Annotated in this window: 16 protein-coding genes and 1 pseudogene; 12 read left to right on the top strand and 5 right to left on the bottom strand. The window is 65.9% G+C overall.

The features are described from left to right. Positions 1-807 precede the first annotated feature (807 nt). Positions 808-2388, bottom strand: a complete 1581-nt coding sequence (locus tag M3M28_RS03115; RefSeq protein ID WP_249387392.1) for an SDR family oxidoreductase — start codon at positions 2386-2388, stop codon at positions 808-810. A gap of 30 nt (positions 2389-2418) precedes the next feature. Between M3M28_RS03115 and M3M28_RS12725 the strand changes: the two genes are divergently transcribed. The 3 genes and pseudogenes from M3M28_RS12725 to M3M28_RS03105 all read left to right on the top strand — a co-directional run bounded on the left by M3M28_RS12725 (position 2419) and on the right by M3M28_RS03105 (position 3409). After that, entirely contained in the window at positions 2419-2547 is a 129-nt protein-coding gene (locus M3M28_RS12725; protein ID WP_283255715.1) for a hypothetical protein, read from the top strand. Positions 2548-2561: 14 nt separating this feature from the next. Next, positions 2562-2966 (top strand): annotated as a pseudogene (locus M3M28_RS03110) (MMPL family transporter); the annotation flags it as partial. After that, the gene (locus M3M28_RS03105) at positions 2963-3409 is read left to right on the top strand and encodes a pyrimidine dimer DNA glycosylase/endonuclease V (RefSeq protein WP_249387391.1); all 447 of its coding nucleotides are present in this window, start codon (positions 2963-2965) and stop codon (positions 3407-3409) included. The pseudogene M3M28_RS03110 and the gene M3M28_RS03105, both read left to right, overlap by 4 nt. A 13-nt stretch (positions 3410-3422) precedes the next feature. Here M3M28_RS03105 and M3M28_RS03100 read toward each other — a convergent pair whose 3' ends face one another. Beyond that, positions 3423-3887 (bottom strand): MarR family winged helix-turn-helix transcriptional regulator, encoded by a 465-nt coding sequence (locus M3M28_RS03100; protein WP_249387390.1) that lies wholly within the window; start codon positions 3885-3887, stop codon positions 3423-3425. Positions 3888-3969: 82 nt separating this feature from the next. Here M3M28_RS03100 and idi point away from each other — a divergent pair, with 82 nt between their 5' ends. Genes idi through M3M28_RS03065 form a run of 7 tightly spaced genes read left to right on the top strand, consistent with a single transcriptional unit; the run spans position 3970 to position 9435 of the window. Then, the gene (gene idi, locus M3M28_RS03095) at positions 3970-4500 is read left to right on the top strand and encodes an isopentenyl-diphosphate Delta-isomerase (protein ID WP_249387389.1); all 531 of its coding nucleotides are present in this window, start codon (positions 3970-3972) and stop codon (positions 4498-4500) included. After that, positions 4488-5519, top strand: a complete 1032-nt coding sequence (locus M3M28_RS03090; RefSeq protein WP_249387388.1) for a polyprenyl synthetase family protein — start codon at positions 4488-4490, stop codon at positions 5517-5519. The genes idi and M3M28_RS03090 overlap by 13 nt, the downstream gene beginning before the upstream one ends. After that, a complete protein-coding gene (locus tag M3M28_RS03085; RefSeq protein WP_249387387.1) occupies positions 5516-6388 on the top strand; it encodes a phytoene/squalene synthase family protein in 873 nt (290 codons plus the stop codon). Before M3M28_RS03090 ends, M3M28_RS03085 begins: the two co-directional genes overlap by 4 nt. Next, entirely contained in the window at positions 6385-7917 is a 1533-nt protein-coding gene (crtI, locus tag M3M28_RS03080; protein WP_249387386.1) for a phytoene desaturase family protein, read from the top strand. The genes M3M28_RS03085 and crtI overlap by 4 nt, the downstream gene beginning before the upstream one ends. Beyond that, positions 7917-8258, top strand: coding sequence for a lycopene cyclase domain-containing protein (locus tag M3M28_RS03075; protein ID WP_249387385.1), 342 nt, complete (start codon positions 7917-7919; stop codon positions 8256-8258). Before crtI ends, M3M28_RS03075 begins: the two co-directional genes overlap by 1 nt. Next, complete coding sequence (locus M3M28_RS03070) at positions 8255-8563, top strand: lycopene cyclase domain-containing protein (RefSeq protein ID WP_249387384.1); 309 nt, start codon at positions 8255-8257, stop codon at positions 8561-8563. The genes M3M28_RS03075 and M3M28_RS03070 overlap by 4 nt, the downstream gene beginning before the upstream one ends. Further along, positions 8560-9435 (top strand): prenyltransferase, encoded by an 876-nt coding sequence (locus M3M28_RS03065; protein WP_249387383.1) that lies wholly within the window; start codon positions 8560-8562, stop codon positions 9433-9435. The genes M3M28_RS03070 and M3M28_RS03065 overlap by 4 nt, the downstream gene beginning before the upstream one ends. A gap of 304 nt (positions 9436-9739) precedes the next feature. Here M3M28_RS03065 and M3M28_RS03060 read toward each other — a convergent pair whose 3' ends face one another. Continuing rightward, entirely contained in the window at positions 9740-10681 is a 942-nt protein-coding gene (locus M3M28_RS03060) for a GlxA family transcriptional regulator (protein ID WP_249387382.1), read from the bottom strand. Between the two features lie 107 nt (positions 10682-10788). On the opposite strand from M3M28_RS03060, the gene M3M28_RS03055 reads away from it, so the two are divergent. After that, positions 10789-11100: a putative quinol monooxygenase gene (locus M3M28_RS03055; RefSeq protein ID WP_249387381.1), complete on the top strand. Its 312-nt coding sequence runs from the start codon at positions 10789-10791 to the stop codon at positions 11098-11100. A 131-nt stretch (positions 11101-11231) separates the two neighbouring features. Next, a complete protein-coding gene (locus tag M3M28_RS03050; RefSeq protein WP_249387380.1) occupies positions 11232-11642 on the top strand; it encodes a GlcG/HbpS family heme-binding protein in 411 nt (136 codons plus the stop codon). Positions 11643-12008: 366 nt separating this feature from the next. Here M3M28_RS03050 and M3M28_RS03045 read toward each other — a convergent pair whose 3' ends face one another. Together M3M28_RS03045 and M3M28_RS03040 are read right to left on the bottom strand one after the other, a co-directional pair. Further along, a complete protein-coding gene (locus M3M28_RS03045; RefSeq protein WP_249387379.1) occupies positions 12009-12851 on the bottom strand; it encodes a variant leucine-rich repeat-containing protein in 843 nt (280 codons plus the stop codon). A 77-nt stretch (positions 12852-12928) separates the two neighbouring features. Then, the gene (locus M3M28_RS03040; protein WP_249387378.1) at positions 12929-13759 is read right to left on the bottom strand and encodes an HAD family hydrolase; all 831 of its coding nucleotides are present in this window, start codon (positions 13757-13759) and stop codon (positions 12929-12931) included. Positions 13760-13768 lie beyond the last annotated feature (9 nt).

The raw sequence follows: 13768 nt of genomic DNA, 5'->3' as shown, positions 1-13768 counted from the left end.
CGAACAACCCTCGGCCGCACAGAGACGAACGGTGTAGACGAGGCCATCGGGTTCGCCGTTCGACGTCGAGCGCAACGCGTCGCGCTTTTCGGCCGGTCAATGGGTGCCGCCATTGCCCTCCAACTCGCCGACCACCCCGACACGAAGAGCTGATCGCTGCGCTCATCCTCGCTTCACCGGTCCTCAACTGGGCGGAAGTCATCACGACCAACTGCGCTTGCAGTGGACTACCCGCCGCAGCAGGGAAGCTCGCAATCCCGTGGCTCACCCTCGACTGGACCGCATGAGCCGTATACCTCGCCACGCCGACCCTGATCCTCCACGGCGCCCGAGACGACTCCGTTCCCGTCCGAATCTCGCAAGCACTCCGCGACGTCCGCCCGGACCTCATCGAGCTGGAGACCTTTGAGGCCGGCCACACCCTCTGCTGGAACACGGACCCCGACCAGGGGCGTGAAGACGCCCAAGGTATCGGCAGGCCATCCGAAGCCCCGGGCAGGCCGGCCTGGACGCTGAGAATCCACGAGGCGTTGAGCAGTTGTGACGCAAGGATCCACCATCCCGTGCCGCAATGCCTCTCCCGTGCGGCTTGGCGGGGAGCTCCTGCCAGCCAGCGTAGCCGAGCAGTCCGAGATAGATTACGCACCAGATCGAGAAGGTGGGAACGGCGGGGACGATGACCGTGGCGGTCGCGGACAGCGCCCCGTCCGCGGCATCCTGCACCCGCCGACGACGGAGACCTGCCGCGCACGGTCGGCGACGGTGCCTGCGGATTCGATCTCAGCGCTTGCGGTGATGTGCTCTATTTCATTCTGCGGCCTCCGCTGCTGCGGTGAAGCGATGAGCCATTCCACGGAAGATGAGCCCGTGAAAGGGCAGGACGGCGAGCCAGTACAGACGCCCGGCGAGTCCGCGCGGAAAGAACACCGCACGCTGGTCGAAGCGCGACCCGGTGCTTTCGGGACTTGCCCTCAGTTCGAGCCAGGCGAGCCCCGGAACCCGCATTTCGGCGCGCAAACGTAGCATTCTTCCCTGTTCCAGTGCCTCGACACGCCAGAAGTCGATGACGTCGCCGACTGCCACCTCAGAACGGCTGCGTCGTCCCCGCGACAGTCCCACGCCACCGGCCAGCTTATCGGCCCACCCGCGCAGCGACCACAGTAGCGGCGTGGAGTACCAGCCGTTGCTGCCGCCGATCCCAGCGATCACGGCCCACAACTGCTCGGCTGGCGCTCGGGTGCGCGCCGTCCGCACGTCGGTGTAAACGGTACGCCCCGCCCAGTCTGGGTCGCTCGGCAGCGGGTCGCTGGGTGCGCCGAGTACGGCCTGGTCCTGCCAACTCGTCTCGATCGAGTCGGCATCGATGCGGCCGAGCGCGAGCTGCACGGCGCGCCGGTAGGGAGTGAGTCCTCCCGCAGGCGGGGGGATGATCGCATCCACGCTGCGGTCGCGGACCACGCAGTCATGTTGAAGAGATTCGACGAGGGGCCGTGCGATGGAGCGCGGGATCGGGGTGACCAGGTTCACCCAGTGCGAGGCTAGCCACGGTGTCAGCACCGGCAGCGCGGCGATGTGTCGCTGGTGCAGACCTGCCTCAACGGCATACGCGTTCATCATCTGGCCGTACCGCAGAACGTCCGGCCCGCCGATGTCAATAGCCGCGTTGACCTCGGGCGGCACGAGGGCGGCGCCGAGCAGATAGTGCAGCACGTCGCGGACCGCGATCGGCTGGATGTGATTTCGCACCCAACGTGGCGCGGGCATATACGGCAGCACCTCCGTGAGGTGTCTGACCATCTCGAACGAGGCGGAGCCGGATCCGATCACCACACCTGCTTGAAGGGCCAGCGTGGGGACGCCGCTTCCCAGAAGGATATGACCGACCTCGACGCGTGAGCGCAGGTGCGGGGAGAGGTCCCCATCCGGATGCAAGCCGCCGAGGTACACGATACGACCGACGCCGCTTTCGGCAGCCGTCCGAGCTGTCGTATGTGCAAGCTGTCGATCGGTCTGCTCGAATCGCGATCCGGATGTCATCGAATGGATCAGGTAGTACAGCACCTGTACGCCTTCGGTAGCCGCTCGCATCACGGACTCATCTGCGGCATCCCCGACGATAACGTCCACGCGGCCCGCCCACGAGAAGGCGTCGAGTCGTTCCGGACGCCGAACGAGCACGCGAACCCGATAGCCGCCGTTCAGCAGCCGGGCCACCAGTCGACCGCCGAGGTATCCTGTGGCGCCGAGGACGAGCGCAAGAGGTGGTTGACCGTCGGCCGGAATGCGCGCGCGCAACTCTGGCTCCGCACCGGTCGGGGCGGACGTGCGGTCTGAATTCTGCTCCACGCGGCGACCTCCGATGATTGGAACCGCTGTTCGTTCCCTCATAGTGTTTCACTAGCGTATCTAGTGAAACAAGTGGGTTCCCATCGCACCCAGGCTGCCCTCGCGGTCCGGCAGCCCGCCTACATCCTCGTCGGCAAGAGCAATCTGACGGGTGCGGCGGATGCCGTGCTCGACCTGCCGGCGCGAGCAGCGCCGAGGTGAAGCTGCCGAACCACGGTGCGGACCCGGCCGTGCCGCTGTTCTCATTCGTGTTCCTGGTAGCGCTGAGGATCGACTACAGTATCTTCCTCGTGACGAGAGTGCGCGAGGAACCCCATCGGCACGGCATCCGTGAGTGGGATGTGCGCAGGCTTGGCATGACCGGTGGTGTCACCACATCCGCCGGCCTGGTGCTGGCGGCGACGTTCGCCGCACTCTCGATCATCCCCATCCCCTTCCTCGTCCAGATCGCGTTCATCGTCTCGTTCGGTGTGCTGCTTAACACCTTCCTCGTTAGGAGCCTGCTCGTGCCCGCGCTGAGCTATGACATCACCCGCGCGATCTGGTGGCCGTCGCGTTTGAGCCGAGAGTCTGCACCGCCGATCGGGCCTGACGAAGTGCGAAGCGAGGAGTTGGCATGAGGATCTGGTCGTTGCATCCTCGGCACCTCGACCGGATCGGTCTGGTCGCCTGCTGGCGTGAGGCGCTCCTCGCCCAGGCGGTGCTCGCCGAGCGCACGAAAGGCTACCGCCACCATCCACAACTGCTGCGGTTCCGTGCCGCACCCGACCCGCTCGCGGCCATCGGCTGCTATCTCGAAGGGGTCGCCGCCGATGCTCGCCGGCGCGGCTATCGTTTCGACAGCGAGCGGATCCTGCGACCAGGATCGGAGGCCGTCGCGTTAACGGTGACGCTCGGTCAGCTCGACTTCGAGTGGCGGCATCTCGGTGAAAAACTACGCGCCCGCAGCCCCGATGACGCGGCGATCTGGCTGACGGACGCCGCATCACCGCACCCGATCTTCCGAACGATTCCCGGAGGCATCGAATTGTGGGAACGCGCGGCGTCCGAACCGAAGAGCTGAGGCGAGGATGCCGTCATTCGTCGTCCATCGCTACGCCGATCGCGCTCAGTAGTCGCCGCGCTGCATCCAACTCGGCATCCGTGAAGTCCGTGAGCACGGCGCGCATGGCGGCGAGCCTCCGACCGAAAAGCCGGAAGAACTCCGCGCGAGCGGCATCCGTCAACTCGATCGAGCGAGCACGACGATCCGACGCATGCGGGTGGCGTGTCACGTGACCGGACTCCACCAGTCGATCAAGAAGCTTCGTCGTCGAGGCAGTGGAGATCCGAAGATGGCGAGCGATGTCGGCTGGAGTTACCACGAGCCCCTGTTCTTTTCGCATGATGAGCAGGCGCAGGGTGGCGACATCGGTGATGTTCATGTCCATCCCGTGCTTCATCCCACTGCTCATGCGGTCATGTGCATCGCCGAACGCACGAACTTCGCGAAGCACGTCCATGACCAATGCTTCGCGATCAGATGGCTCGATTCCAGGCATAGTCCTCCATTCTCCACGCGTGGCTATTCCATCATTCACCCGACTTTGCTAGGTTGCTAGAAAATCTAGTGATTGGGGCAGAATGGATGCGCGTGAGCAGGTTGTGCTCCTGAACGAGGCAGGCGTGCCGATCGGGACCGCGCTCAAGCATGAGGTTCATCATCGGCAGACCCCACTGCATCTGGCGTTCTCCTGCCACGTCATCGACGCCGCAGGCCGCCTCCTCGTGACGCGGCGGGCGCTGGGGAAGCAGGCCTGGCCCGGGGTGTGGACAAACAGCTTCTGTGGCCATCCTTCGCCGGGTGAAGAGATGGCGGATGCTGTCCGCCGACGTGCGCGGCAGGAGCTGTCCGTCGAACTCGACGATCTCGCGGAGGTGCTGCCCGACTTCCGCTACCGTGCGCTGGACGCGAGCGGCATCGTCGAGAACGAGATCTGCCCGGTCTTCCGCGCGACGATCGTGGGCGAGCCCAGGCCGGATCCGAACGAGGTATGCGAGCACGTCTGGGCGGAACCGGGTCGCATCCACGCCGCCGCGCAACTGACGCCGTGGGCGTTTAGCCCGTGGTTCGTGATGCAGCTCGCCCAGTTGGAGCAGCGATGTGCAGCCTGACCGACGCGGACCGCAGCCGTATCGAAGAGGAGCTGCAGACCGCCATCGATGCTCTCCCTCTCCCCGGTGAACCGGGTGAAACGCTTCGAGGACAGATGCGGGCAGCGGTCGCCGGCGGCAAGCGCTTCCGACCCGAACTCGTCATCCGCTCGTTTCGATCGTTCAGCACCCGGCGGCCCGAGCCTGCGGCGCTGTGGCAGGTCGCCGCGGCGTTCGAGCTCCTGCACGGCGCGTTCGTGGTGCACGACGACATCATCGACCAGGACACTCGTCGCCGCGGTGTGCTCAACGTGCGCGGCACCCTTGCCCAGGACGCTCGACGCATGGGAGAGGGCCTGGACGCGAGCCGTCGTGTGGGCGATGCCGGCGCGCTGCTGGTCGGCGACCTTCTGCTCTACGCTGCGTCGCGCACCCTGCTCACGGCAGATGTGCGATCGCCGATCAGAGGTCGCCTGGTGGCTCACCTCGACGAGGCGATCGCGGTGTCAGCCGTCGGCGAATGGGCCGATGCCACTCGCGGGGGCACGGACTCCGCAGCCGCGCTGCGGATAACCGCCGACAAGACTGCGGCCTACTCCTTCTCCGCACCGTTGCGCTGTGGTGCGCTGATGGCCGGCGCGGGGGGCGAAGACGACCGCGACCTCGCCGGGATCGGCATCCACCTGGGTATCGCGTATCAGCTCGTCGACGATCTCATCGGCGCCTTCGGTACTCCGGCGCAAGCCGGACGCGAAGCCGGATCCGACCTACGCGAGGGTAAGCGGACGCCTCTGGTCGCCTTGGCACGCGGCGCCGCGACATGGCCGGAGGTCGAGGGAGCGTTAGCGCTCGCCCGCACCGGACCGGTTGCCCTGCGGCATGCGCGGCTGGAACTCGAGCGCAGTGGTGCGCGGGATGCGGTCGCCGAGCTGGTGGAGCAGCACCTGGAGAGCGCTCGCTCGCTGGCGCGATCGTTCTCGAACGGCGTCGCGGCCCTCGTGGAGGACGTCGCGACCGAGATTGAGGGGCGGATGCCATGAGAGATGCCCTGGGAAGGGAAGCGACTGATGCCGAGCGTTACGACGCGGTCGCACGTGCCGCTGCGCTGGTGGTGATCGATCACTACTCGACGTCGTTCACGCTCGCGACCCGCCTGCTCGGACCCCGAGTACGTGATCACGTGCGCACCGTCTACGCTCTGGTACGCATTGCCGACGAGATCGTTGACGGACCCGGTCGCGCCGGAGCAGGGGACGAGACCGGGCTGCGTCGACTCGTCGATGCCTTCGAGTCCGAGACGATCGCCGCCGTTGCATCGGGGTTCAGCACCGACCTCATCATCCACGCTTTCGCGAGCACCGCGCGAGAATGCGGCATCCAAGAGGGTTTGATCCGCCCATTCTTCGACGCCATGCGCACCGACGTCACCGTCACCACGCACGATGCCGCGTCGCACGGAACGTACGTCCACGGGTCTGCTGAGGTCGTCGGACTGATGTGCCTGCAGGTGTTCCTGAACGCCGGACGACACCGCACTCTGACCGCCCCCGCTCATCTCAGGGCAGGTGCGCGGCACCTGGGGGCCGCGTTCCAGGACATCAACTTCCTGCGCGATGCCGACCATGACCGACAGGTACTCGGGCGCGACTACCTTGGCGGCGACGACGCGACCGTGCGAGCGGCGACCCTCGATCGCATCCGCCGCGATCTCAACGTCGCCGCCCGTGCGATCCCCGACCTTCCCCCGGACTGTCGCCGTGCTGTCGTCGCCGCCCATCAGCTCTTCGCGGCACTTGCACGACGCCTGGAAGCAGGAGGATCGGGCCGCGCCTCGGTGCCCAATTCGCACAAGGCGCTCATCGCGTTGCGCGCCTCGTTCGGGGGCACCGCCCGCGAGGTCACGGCATGACCCGGGCGATCGTCATCGGCGGCGGTGTCGCCGGGCTCGCGACAGCGGCGCTGCTGGCCGAAGGCGGACTTCAGGTCGACCTGCACGAAGCGCGCAACGAACTAGGTGGGCGGGCAGGCACGTGGGAGCAGGACGGGTTCCGCTTCGACACCGGACCGAGCTGGTACCTGATGCCGGAGGTGTTCGATCACTACTTCCGGCTGCTCGGGACCACCGCGGCCGATGAGCTCGATCTAGTGAGCCTCACCCCGGCGTATCGGGTGTTCAGCGAAGGTCACGACCCCTTCGACATCGTGACGGGTCGCGCGCAGACCACGTCGCTGTTCGAATCGATGGAGCCCGGCGCGGGGGCGCGGCTCGACGCATACCTCGAATCCGCCGGCAGCGCCTACCGGCTCGCGCTCGACCACTTCCTCTATGACAGCTTCTCCACCGCCGCCGTGCTGCGGCATCCGAAGGTCCTGCGCAGCCTGCCACGGCTCGCACCGGCACTGCTGCGCACGCTCGCCGGGCACGTAGAAGACCGCTTTCACGACCCGCGACTCCGTCAGGTGCTGGAATACCCAGCCGTATTCCTAGGTGGCTCGCCGTACGAGGTTCCCGCGCTGTACCAGCTGATGAGCCATCTCGACCTCGATGACGGCGTCCTCTACCCGATGGGCGGAATGCGAACGGTCGTCTCCGCGCTGGAGCGACTGGCGACGACTCGGGGTGTGCGCATCCACCGAGGCAGTGATGTGCGGCACATCGCCCACCGTGACGGGGCCGTCACCGGCGTTGATCTCGCCGACGGAGCGCACCATTCAGCGCAGATCGTCGTCTCCTCCACCGACCTGCACCACCTCGAACACGACCTCCTCGAAGGTGCGGCCGACAAACCCAGACGAAGTGACCGGTCACCGAGCTCCGGGGCGCTGCTGCTTCTGCTTGGTGTGCGTGGGGAGATCGAGCAGCTCGCGCATCACACGCTGCTGTTCACGGACGACTGGCGTGCGAACTTCGAAGCGATCACCCGCTCACCCGGCCACCTTCCCGACCCGGCGTCGCTCTACGTGTGCGCGGCGTCGCACACTGACCCCAGCGTTGCGCCGCCGGGCCACACCAACCTTTTCGTCCTTGTTCCCTCACCCGCTGACCCATTGTCCGGTCGTGGCGGAATCGACGGGACGGGAGATGCTCGCATCGAGCGCGCCGCAGACCGCGTCATTGAACAGATCTCGCAGTGGTGTCAGATTCCCGACCTCGCCGACCGGATCGTCGTGCGGCGCACGATCGCGCCCCAGGATTTCGCCACTGATCTGCGAACGTGGCGCGGGAATGCCCTCGGCATGGCGCACACCCTGCGCCAGAGCGCGATGTTCCGTGACCGGAACACCGTGCGTGGAATCGACGGGCTCTACAGGGTGGGCGCTGACGTGGCACCGGGCATCGGGTTACCGATGTGTCTGATCTCCGCCGAGATCGTCACCAAGCTCATTCGCGGGGATCGATCACCCGGACGGATGCCCGAGATGACGGCAACTGGCTGATGCCTGGCCTCTACCTGACAGCCATCGTCGCCGCGACCGCCGGTGTGATGGCGTGCGACGCCCGCTGGAAGCTAGCGCTGTGGCACCAGCCGGCGCGCACCGGCATCCTCCTCGGCGGCGGTTGGTTGTTTCTGCTCGCCTGGGACATCGTGGGCATCGCCACGGGCGTGTTCGTGCGCGGATCGGGCCCATGGTTCGTGGGTGTCGACATCGCGCCGCACCTGCCCATCGAAGAGCTGGGGTTCCTCGCCTTCCTCACCTACCTTGCGCTGGTGCTGTTTGCCGTCTTCGAGCGCGTGATCGGGGTGCGCTCGGCTGATAGTGACGGTGGTGACCGGTGACGTACTTCCTGATTAGCCTGCCGTTCCTTGTGGCTGCTGCGACCGCCGTCGGGTTCTCGATGCGGCGACCAGGGGCGAAGCGTCGGCTGGCCGCGTCGTCGTGCACGGCAGTGGTGCTGGTGGTACTGACGGCGATCTTCGACAACATCATGATCGCTGCCGACCTGTACAGCTACCCCGATCAGCTGGTCAGCGGTCTGCGCATCGGACTCGCCCCGATCGAGGACTTCGCCTACCCGATCACGATCGCATTCGGACTACCCGCCGTCGGTGCTCTCGCCTTCGACCGAGAGGTGACACGATGACCACCTCCGCAACGCCCCTCGCAATTCTGGTCTCATCGCGCCCGATCAGCTGGATCAACACCGCTTTCCCGTTCGCTGCCGCCTACCTGATGACGACACGCCACCTCGACATCGCCCTCGTGGTCGGAGCCGTATTCTTCCTGATCCCGTACAACCTGCTCATGTACGGCATCAACGACGTCTTCGACTACGAGTCCGACCTGCGCAACCCACGCAAGGGAGGCGCGCAGGGTGCCGTGCTTGATCGGCGTCTTCACCGCACCACGGTGATCGCCGCGACCCTGTCGAGCGCGCCCTTCATCGCCTGGCTGCTGATCATCGGCAACCCGGCGAGTCGCATCGTGCTCGTCGTGAGCGTGTTCTTCGTCATCGCCTACTCGGCCCCGCCGTTTCGATGGAAGGAGGTGCCATTCCTCGACTCCGTCACCAGCTCAGTGCACTTTTTCTCGCCGGCGGTCTACGGCCTTGTTCTCGCTGGTGCCGCATGGGACTTTCCGCTTGTGCTGACAATCCTCGCGTTCGCCCTGTGGGGGATTGCGACCCACGCGTTCGGCGCGGTGCAGGACATCATCGCCGATCGCAACGCCGGCATCGCCTCGGTCGCGACCTTTCTGGGGGCCGGACGCACCACCCGGTTCGCGCTGATCGGCTACATCGGGGCCGCTCTGGTGATGCTGCCCAGCTCGTGGCCGGGTCCACTCGCCGCCGTCGTCGTGCTGCCCTACATCGTAACGATCTGGAAGTACAGATCTCTGGCGGACGAACGCTGCGAAGAGGCCACGATCGGCTGGCGACGTTTTCTCTGGCTCAACCAGATCGCCGGTTTCCTCGTTACGATGCTGCTGATCTGGACGTGGGCGGTGCACGCCTGAACACTCACCTCAACCGTGCACGACACGTGTTATTCCTTGACACGTTCACTCGCGCAGTACCGGTTCAAGCCGCAAGCAAGGACAGTGCGGTCGCTGCATGCAGAGGCAACACTCCGTTGCCGAGCGCGGTGATCTTTTGATTCTGTGTCAGCTCGCCGCTGTCCATGACTCACGCTATGGGTCAGCGAGTCCACAGCACGTAGGGGGTCACGTCACCAAGATCGTCCAGGGGCGACTGGCCAGTCACTATCGCCTGGAATCAGTGCCGCCCGGCGAGGACACCGGCTACAGGCATGGCGATAGGTCAGGAACGGCGTCGCTCCCTGCGCAGGAGGGAGCGCAGAGTCTCGGCGTTCGCGTAGCCGACCCGTAGCGCGATCTCGGCGGAGGTGAAGTCCGTGGTTGCTGAGAGGTGCCGAGCTCGTTCGATGCGAAGCCGTTGGACGAAGCCGAGCGGAGTGAGGTTGAGCGCCGCACGGACTCGTCGTTCGAGGGTGCGCCGGCTGGTGCCGAGCGACTGCGCGACGGAGGCGACGTTGAACGGTTCGTCCAGGCGGGCGCGCACGAAGCGTTCGAACTCGACGACGATCGGGTCCTCGTGCCGGAGATGTTCGTAGGCGACGAAGGCCGCCTGCGACGGACGCTCGTCGATGATGAGGAGCTTGGCGACATGTTGGGCCAGGTCGGGGCTGATCGATCGCACGAGTGAGAGCGCGAGGTCGATGTGGGCGAACGCGGCGCCGGCGGTGACGAGGTTCCCGTCGGCCACGACCATGGTGTCGAGATCGAGGGCGACGGTCGGATAGCGCTTCAGGAACTCCGGCCCCAGGAACCAGCTAGTCGTCGCCCTCCGATGATGCATCCGTCCGGTCTCGGCGACAGCGAACACGCCGGTGCACGCCGCGGCGATCCGGGTGGTCGCCTCGTCGAGGCGCCCGAGCGAGGTGATGACCGAACGAGCATCTCGGCTCTGGAGGACGTCGTTGGTGGCGGCGGCCGTAAGGGTTCCAAGCGCAGGGACGACGACCACGTCGAACTCTCCGGACTCCGACAGCGGGTGGTCCACCGACAGGGTCATCGATGCCGTCGTGGTCACTCGCCGTTTCGGTCCGAGGATGGCGAGTTCGATCGGGTCGATCCGCGGGTCGACATCGCCGCGGGCTCCGTCGGCCACCCGCACGATGTCGATGATCGACGCGATAGCCGAACCGAAGCAGCCGTCGATCGCGATGAGTCCGATACGCATGACGTAAACAATAGCAATACTGCCGTATACGCCACTCCCCACCGGCCCTCGCTCGTCATACGCTCAACTCGTCCCACGAAGAACCCCGACGTCAAGGAGAGTCCCTCATGTCCACACCCGCATCACTCCCGTATGCCTTCGTCGCCAAGATCGTCGCGGCCGATGGACAGCACGACGCGGTCGCCGATCTGCTCGCCGGCGCTGTCACCCTCGCCAACGAAGAAGTAGGAACGATTGTCTGGTTCGCGGTCAGGACCCACGCCGACACCTTCTGGATCTTCGATGCATTCCCCGACGAGGCCGCTCGCGACGCCCACGCCAACGGCGCCATCGTCGCCGCCCTGATGGCCAACCAGCACCTCCTCGGCGCAGCACCCGAGATCCTGGCGGCCGACGTCCTCGCGTCCAAGCTCCCGTAGTCCGCCCACGCACGTTCGCAACGCGAAGCACAACACGAGCGCTGTCTGTCACAAACTCAACAGGCAAACCAACGGGCGGCTCTGGAGCGGCTCGAGTCACAAAGCGCACGCCACATTCGAAGGAGCAAGCGATGCTATCTATTCCTACATTGTCGTTGGACGACGCCAAACGTGTCATCGCGGCAGCAGAAGCTGAATCCAGCACGCAGGGTCAGCCCAGTAACATCGCCGTCGTCGATGCCGGCGGCAATCTCGTCGCTCACGTACGGATGGACGGAGCGTGGCTGGGCAGCATCGACATCTCGATCAACAAAGCCTTCACGGCCCGCGCGTTCGACACAGCCACCAACGACCTCGGCGACCTCGCCCAACCCGGTGAGCAGTTCTACGGCATCGACGCCTCCAACGACGGTCGGGTGATGATCTTCGCCGGTGGCATCCCGCTCGAGCGCGACGGCCAGGTCGTCGGCGCCGTCGGCGTCAGCGGAGGAACCGGTGACCAAGACCAGGCCGTCGCCGAAGCCGCCGCCAGCGCCTTCTGAGACCGACCCGCACCGAACCCGGCCCCCGGCCGGCAGCCCACCCACCGAAGGAGCCGCACCATGCGTGCTCTCGTGTACCACGGTTGTGAAGCGCCCCAGGTTTGATGCCGCTTTCTTGATGCGAGGACCTCGATCGTCGTGAATCAGAGTTGGGGTTTGAGAACTGTCTATGCAGGAACCTCACTCTGTAGGCCAGGACCCCAGCAAGACGCCGGGAAGGCGGAGAATTCGGCCAACGCTTCGAGGTACTCGTCACGCCGAAGCGATGCGCGGAGTGCGCCTTAGCAGGTGCCATTGCGGGCACGATGAAACGAACGATGGCCACGGTCGCGCAGACCGTGGCCATCGTCATGATCGACTAGCGACCTAGCCCTTGCGGCGCTGCATGATGTCGAGCACCGTGCCGGCGATGATCGCGAGGCCGACGAGCAGCACGACGAAGATGCCGAGGCCCGGTCCGAAGCCGGAGCCGGCGACGTTTGCCAGGGTCGCGATCGCGTCGATCACCGAGACGACGCCCGCGATGAGCGCGACAACCCACGAAGTGATGAGTACGGGTCGCTGCGTCGAGTAGCCCGAGAATATCGTGAGGCCGATCGTGCCGAGGAACAGAATCAGCAGCAGCACGCCGTCACCCGACTGAATGAAGCTCGCCGAGACGCTGAACCCGTACGCGCTCGCCGAAACGGCAGGCAAGAAGAGACCGATGAATCCAACGACGGCCGCAATCACGACGCCGACCTGACCCCACGTGAACTTGTTGAGGAAGCTATTCGGGTCGTCGCTCGCCCGCTTGCTCGCGCGCTGACCGGCATCGTTGAGGAAGCTCTTCGCGCCCTGTGCCATCTGCTGAGCACCATCGAAGAACTGGTTTGTGCCGCCCTGTTGCTGACCGGGCTGGCCCTGCTGCTGGCCGTACTGGTTCTGCTGCTGGCCGTACTGGCCCTGCTGCTGATCGGGCTGGCGCTGCTGCTGACCGGGCTGCGCCTGCTGCTGGCCGTGCTGGTTCTGCTGCTGCGCAGGCGGCACGTTCTGGACACCCTGCTGCTGGCGGATCCAGTCGCCGAGTTCCGGGTAGCAGTTCGGGTTCGCGAGAATAGCCGACCACAGGTCGGGGCGCACAGCGGCGGCCCGCGCGAGTGTCGCGGCGTCGGTGCTCGGGCTAGCAAGCTCTTCGGCGGTGAAGCTGCCGGGTTCGCGATCGGTCATCGTGGTCTCCATCCAGTTGTCCGCACCGAGGCGGGTCGTCGTGCCGGCCCTACGATTTTCCGACACCTGCGGGCAGCCTAGCTGGAGAGCAAGTACGTCAGCACCCGCACGACGCCGAACTCGTCGTTGCTTGGTGCCACGTAGTTCGCCTCGGCGAGCACGTCTGGGTGGGCATTCGCCATCGCGAACGACCAGTCGCCGGTCGAGATCATGTCAAAGTCGTTGAGGTAGTCCCCGAACACGGCGGTCTGCGCGGCAGTCACACTGAGCGCCTCCTGCAGGGCCCGCACGCCGAGCCCCTTGTGCACGCCGGGCACCATGATGTCGACCCAGTTCGCGCTTGAGACCACCACCTGAAGCGACTTGGCGAGGTCGCCGAGCAGCGCATCCGCCACCGCCTGCGAGCTCGTGAAGTCGAAGATCGCGAGCTTGAGCGCCGGGTCGTCAACGTGAGTGAGGTCGTCGACCACATCCAACTTCGCGTAGTACTTGCTCGCCTCGGCGAGGAAGGCGTCGTCAGTGCGCTCGACATACGCGCCGTTCACGCCGCAGTAGACAAGCCCGATGTCGAAGCCCTCGGCCTCGCGCACGGTGGCAACCACTCGCGTCACGGTGTCGCGGTCAACGCTCGTAGTCGAGATGACCTCGCCGTTGTGCACGACGATACTGCCGTTCTCGGCGACGAACGAGCCACCCTCAAGCCCGGGAAACATGTGCTCGAGCGTCGCAAGCTGGCGACCGCTCGCGGGCACGAACGTCACACCCCGCGCCCGCACGAGCTCACGCAGCTCGTCGAAGCCTTCGGGGAAATGCCCGGCGGTCGTCAGCAGGGTGCCGTCCATGTCACACACGACAAGCTGAATGTCGGTGGCGGCGGGGTCGATCGTTGTCCAGGATGCGGCAGTCACCAGCCCAGT

The organism is Gulosibacter sediminis, assembly GCF_023370115.1.
Taxonomy (GTDB): domain Bacteria; phylum Actinomycetota; class Actinomycetes; order Actinomycetales; family Microbacteriaceae; genus Gulosibacter; species Gulosibacter sediminis_A.
This window is presented reverse-complemented; position numbering and strand designations above follow the sequence as displayed.

Bases quoted from the DNA above. Each gene is read 5' to 3' on its own strand.
- M3M28_RS03060 (WP_249387382.1), bottom strand. From the start codon at position 10,681: ATGCGTATCGGACTCATCGCGATCGACGGCTGCTTCGGTTCGGCTATC.
- M3M28_RS03075 (WP_249387385.1), top strand. From the start codon at position 7,917: ATGCCTGGCCTCTACCTGACAGCCATCGTCGCCGCGACCGCCGGTGTG.
- idi (WP_249387389.1), top strand. From the start codon at position 3,970: ATGGATGCGCGTGAGCAGGTTGTGCTCCTGAACGAGGCAGGCGTGCCG.
- M3M28_RS03050 (WP_249387380.1), top strand. From the start codon at position 11,232: ATGCTATCTATTCCTACATTGTCGTTGGACGACGCCAAACGTGTCATC.
- M3M28_RS03090 (WP_249387388.1), top strand. From the start codon at position 4,488: ATGTGCAGCCTGACCGACGCGGACCGCAGCCGTATCGAAGAGGAGCTG.
- M3M28_RS03045 (WP_249387379.1), bottom strand. From the start codon at position 12,851: ATGACCGATCGCGAACCCGGCAGCTTCACCGCCGAAGAGCTTGCTAGC.
- M3M28_RS03105 (WP_249387391.1), top strand. From the start codon at position 2,963: ATGAGGATCTGGTCGTTGCATCCTCGGCACCTCGACCGGATCGGTCTG.
- M3M28_RS03085 (WP_249387387.1), top strand. From the start codon at position 5,516: ATGAGAGATGCCCTGGGAAGGGAAGCGACTGATGCCGAGCGTTACGAC.
- M3M28_RS03115 (WP_249387392.1), bottom strand. From the start codon at position 2,388: ATGAGGGAACGAACAGCGGTTCCAATCATCGGAGGTCGCCGCGTGGAG.
- crtI (WP_249387386.1), top strand. From the start codon at position 6,385: ATGACCCGGGCGATCGTCATCGGCGGCGGTGTCGCCGGGCTCGCGACA.
- M3M28_RS03055 (WP_249387381.1), top strand. From the start codon at position 10,789: ATGTCCACACCCGCATCACTCCCGTATGCCTTCGTCGCCAAGATCGTC.
- M3M28_RS03100 (WP_249387390.1), bottom strand. From the start codon at position 3,887: ATGCCTGGAATCGAGCCATCTGATCGCGAAGCATTGGTCATGGACGTG.
- M3M28_RS03065 (WP_249387383.1), top strand. From the start codon at position 8,560: ATGACCACCTCCGCAACGCCCCTCGCAATTCTGGTCTCATCGCGCCCG.